The organism is Pseudomonas sp. 10B238 (genome assembly GCF_000970615.1).
Taxonomy (GTDB): Bacteria; Pseudomonadota; Gammaproteobacteria; order Pseudomonadales; family Pseudomonadaceae; genus Stutzerimonas.
The window spans coordinates 1-4,153 of the sequence record NZ_KQ033960.1 but is presented as its reverse complement, the minus strand read 5'-3'; the positions used below and the strand labels follow the sequence as shown (position 1 = coordinate 4,153).

Below are 4,153 nucleotides of genomic sequence, written 5' to 3'. Positions count from 1 at the left end.
ATCAGGGCGACAGTGGCGGCTCGGATCACCATGGCTCCAGCAGCACAGGTGGAGCATCCGGCCAATCAGGCTCCGGTCATCATGGTAATAACGAAAGCGATGACCATCATGCGTCCGAGGAGCCCCAGGCGGTTGAGCACAGCAATGGCAGTGACAGTGCCGATGCGGAAGGCAAATCCCCTTCAAAAAACCATGTGCACGCAGACGGGAAGCAACACGAGCACTAACATCCGGTATATGTGTGCCTATGCGGTTCTGATCGAGGCTCTAAGAAAGGCGGTTCAGCAAGCAGAGGATCGGCCCTAGGCCATCCTAGTCGACGCAACGGTACCGGAGGGCTTTGCAATTGCTTCCTTCCTAAAAGTTAGGCCGCAAGGCCAGTAACTTACCTAGTTAAGCGGCTTGCGCTCCGGCCGTTCCCCAACGAATGCTCCCAGTCGTGGCGACAGGGAGCTCCCTCATTTTCAACTCAATCATCTCGAACAGACTAGCGAAGCCGTACAGGCAATCTGACGGCCACATCGCCACCAACTGCGCCCGCAGATCCCCGGTGCGGTTGGACTTACCTTACAACATTGTAATGAGGTTTTTCGAAACGGGCTCGGTAGGAGCGTGTCGTAATTCAGTGTCTGCTAACAGGCTGATGAGCCATATCGGCCAGTAAGCAAACGACGAAATACAACTATCGAACCCTGGAGAACGTAAATGACAAACTCAATGTTCGCATCCTGTATCCAAGCTTGTTCGAACTGTGCCCTAGTGTGCGAAATGTGCGCCTCTGCTTGCCTACGCGAGGATGATGTAAAAATGATGGCTCGCTGCATCGAGCTTGACCGCGACTGCGCGGACATTTGCAGGTTGGCTGCCACACTGATGAGCCGCGAAAGTGAATATGCTAAGGAGTTCTGCGCCCTTTGCGCCAAGATCTGCCGTGCATGCGGAGAGGAATGCGCGAAGCATGAAATGGATCATTGCCAAGAGTGTGCGAAGGCGTGCATGAACTGCGCTGAGGAATGTGAGCGAATGGCAGGATAACATCCGTAACTCACTGCTCTGGCACTACTAAATTGGGAGTGTCAGAGCCCCTCGAAGAATAAGAAAAGCCATGGTGCGCTTAATGTTCGCGCCTCCATGACATATCGAAAAAGTGCGTACGATACCCGCAACTGCCAAGAGCGAATCAATCCCTGTCCAGCAGCATTTCATTCCAAAGCGAAATACGATAGTTACGCGCTAGCAACTCTTACTTAGCCACCGATGATCGCCACCGTAACGGTCTATTCTCTTGCCACTGTCTCCCGATTGAGCGCTGAGAACTAATTGAGTGAATTAGCATGAAAGCTCCTGGCAAAAAGGCGGTCCAACAACAACCAAGCGGGCCATGCGACCTTATTTTGCTGGGAGAAAACGAAAATGGTTTTGCGAATATTCCCATCGCAGCGATTGGCTTTGCTGCTAGTACTGCTCGCCGTTCTGCAACTCAGTGGCTGCGCCGTTTCCCCGCGCCTGAAACCAAGCGACCAGCCAAGCGTTGCTCGCAAAACCTTTGTCATCACTGGTGCCTCCAGTGGCTTCGGCCGCGGCGTGGCGCTCAAGCTTGCCGCTCTGCAAGGCGACGTGGTGCTAGCGGCCCGCCGGACCGACGTGCTCGAAGAACTGGCCGCGCAGATACGCATGGCTGGAGGATCGGCACTGGTGGTGACCACCGACGTGAGCAACCCGAACGAGATGCAGGACTTGGCACGAGCCGCCATCGAGCGTTTCGGCAGGATCGACGTTTGGATTAACAACGCTGCGGTCGGAGCGCTGGGTCGTTTCGAGGACGTTCCCGTCGAGGACCATGCGCGGATCGTGGATGTCAATCTTAAGGGCATGATCTATGGCAGCCACGCAGCCATGCGCCAGTTCAGAGCTCAAGGCTTCGGCACGCTTGTCAACGTGGGCTCAGTCGAGAGCGAGATACCGCTGGCTTATCATGCCTCCTCCGCAGCGACCAAAGGTGGCGTCATAAATCTCGGCGCGGCAATCGCTGAGGAGATTCGCCTGAGCGGTAGCGAGACCATCAATGTCGCCACCGTCATGCCCTGGGCTGTGGACACACCGTTTCTGGGAATCAATTTGCCCTTTCTAGTTCATTGATCAGGGACTTCATTTCTGCGATTTCTCGGCGCTGAGCGTCGATGATTTCGTCAGCTAACTTGCGGACGCGAGGATCTGAAATCTGAGCTCGTTCACTTGTTAGGATTGCTATGGAATGGTGGGGGATCATGGCCTTCATGTAGTCCGTGTCGTCTACCGTCGCTTGCCCACGTACAAGCCATAGTGCAATGGTAAAAGCTACTGCACTTCCTGCCAATATCGCTAGGTTTACTGACTTACGCTTATACATGTTGAGCATGAATGCGAGCATGACTACTGCCATTACCGCGCCCATCACTAATGCCATCCAAGCGCGAGTCTCGCTCCAAAAAACATGCTCGAACGAGTAAGTATTTAAGTACATCACGCCATACATAATGATCGTAGACGTGGCTACCATCGCTGCAAAGCGCCAGTAAGACATTTGCATAGTTAGACCTCTTTAATGATTGCTGCTGGATCGGCGACTCAACGTGTTCGCGCAGCCCTGCTTAGAAGTGGCTTTCGAATGCTCTCCTAAAAACGGACAAGCCGAAGATGATGAGGTTTCGATTTTTTGAGAAGCTTACAAAAATGTAATCATCGACCGCTTTAAGACCGGCTTAAAGCGCTGCCAGCGCTGTACTACGCGTAATGTTCCCCTGAACTAATCAATCGCTAATAGCTTATAAGCAGACAATACCAACGTCGCGCTATGGACCACTGCGCGAAAGAGCGGGCCCACTAAGATGGCCTTCAAGCCTTGAGACCCGACTACTCGGCTTAGCAAGCCCAAAGAGTTATCGTGAGCAATAGAACACTCGGAGAGAACAATTCAGCACCCAGCATATGCCACGTTCTTGTCGAGTGTGACCGCAGGGTTAGTATTCGCACATTAGATGTGTGGCGGCTAAGACGGCTGGGTGTAGCTGGCTCCAAAACTGAGCGGCGAGGTTATTCTGTCCCAAGCCGCGCCTTTCGTGGCGCGCGGGACCTCACTCACTTTGAAACAACAGACCTTCGATTCGATCATGTTCTTCCGGTGTTGGCAGGGCAGATGAGTCAACATTGCCAATACTATTTGGCTGACCATTTTCTGGTGGGCCAACTTCAGGGTGGTAGGCGCCATCTGCGTCGAAAGCAACCCAGCCGTACAATTCTCGGATGACTTCGGAAGGATGGCCATCTTCCATTGCCACATACCAGTCCGCCAATCGGAAACGCTTACCGGCAAGCTTAGAAGTAGCCATTTCGGCTCGAACCAGCGCCAGATATAGCGGGTGCGGCAGTTCCTCTACGGCGCCGGTTTCGTCGAGCAAGAACGTGAACGAGGCGTGCGACCGTTGCTCTGTAGAACCGGCTCGCTCCTCTTCCTCGCCTAAGGTAAAAACGGGAGCAAAACCGCCCCCCTCTGTTCTGAAGTTGGTCGTCTGGCCTTGGTAGACCCTGGCAGCGTTCCACTGCACCTCGCCAGCATAAGCGTAAGCGCGCAGATCAAACTTCATCGATCGTACCTGAGGGTCGGCGACGATTCTACGCTCGCCAGGAGCTACAAGGGACTGGGCCACGTAGTTTCCGCCAACGATTTCTTCCCAAACGCGCTTGGTGAGCTTGTCTCCTCGGTATGCACCGCGACTACCATACCCGCTGACAGGCTTGAAAAAGAGGCTACGGCGGTTTTGCCACAGGTGCTCTGCATTACCATGCCCGACAGGAACGGTAAGCGGGACGTATTGGGCCAATACGGTTCGGATTTGCTGATCAACGCCAATCTCTTCCAAAAAACGTGCGTTGGTTAGGTCAACCAACCTGCGTTTGTCGGCGTAAAGGGCATAGGCCTGAGGGTGTGGCGTTACCGTCACGACATCAGCCAAATAAGCGCTGCGCAGCGCGCTGCAATTGTCGCCTTCCAGATAGAAATCGGTGAGTCGGTTGTAGACGAGATCCACAGGCTTTCCGTCGACCAAGAGGGACTCGTTGTGAAAGGCCAGATCGGCTGGGTCTGCGATTAGGCAGTCGATTCCTGCTGACTCGA

The 4,153-nt window shown here is 54.0% G+C and carries 4 protein-coding genes and 1 pseudogene; 3 read left to right on the top strand and 2 right to left on the bottom strand.

Annotated elements, in window-relative coordinates; all coding sequences use genetic code 11:
* The 3 genes and pseudogenes from RT21_RS23975 to RT21_RS22640 form a co-directional block, all read left to right on the top strand.
* Positions 1 to 227: pseudogene (locus tag RT21_RS23975) on the top strand (cytochrome c); the annotation flags it as partial.
* A 478-nt stretch (positions 228 to 705) separates the two neighbouring features.
* Entirely contained in the window at positions 706 to 1,035 is a 330-nt protein-coding gene (locus tag RT21_RS22645) for a four-helix bundle copper-binding protein (RefSeq protein ID WP_041754615.1), read from the top strand.
* A gap of 378 nt (positions 1,036 to 1,413) precedes the next feature.
* Entirely contained in the window at positions 1,414 to 2,139 is a 726-nt protein-coding gene (locus RT21_RS22640) for an SDR family NAD(P)-dependent oxidoreductase (protein WP_003292641.1), read from the top strand.
* Here the strand turns inward: RT21_RS22640 and RT21_RS22635 are convergent.
* Both RT21_RS22635 and RT21_RS22630 read right to left on the bottom strand, forming a co-directional pair.
* Positions 2,114 to 2,569 carry a DUF305 domain-containing protein gene (locus tag RT21_RS22635; protein WP_003292642.1) on the bottom strand — a complete coding sequence of 152 codons (456 nt, stop codon included), beginning with the start codon at positions 2,567 to 2,569 and terminating at the stop codon, positions 2,114 to 2,116. The two genes, RT21_RS22640 and RT21_RS22635, sit on opposite strands and share 26 nt — an antisense overlap.
* A 544-nt stretch (positions 2,570 to 3,113) precedes the next feature.
* The coding region (locus RT21_RS22630; RefSeq protein ID WP_046164438.1) for an ATP-grasp domain-containing protein at positions 3,114 to 4,153 on the bottom strand (1,040 nt) is incomplete at its 5' end.

What these genes read in the sequence shown, in the direction of transcription:
- RT21_RS22635 (WP_003292642.1), bottom strand. Translation starts at nt 2,569, where the DNA reads ATGCAAATGTCTTACTGGCGCTTTGCAGCGATGGTAGCCACGTCTACG.
- RT21_RS22640 (WP_003292641.1), top strand. Translation starts at nt 1,414, where the DNA reads ATGGTTTTGCGAATATTCCCATCGCAGCGATTGGCTTTGCTGCTAGTA.
- RT21_RS22645 (WP_041754615.1), top strand. Translation starts at nt 706, where the DNA reads ATGACAAACTCAATGTTCGCATCCTGTATCCAAGCTTGTTCGAACTGT.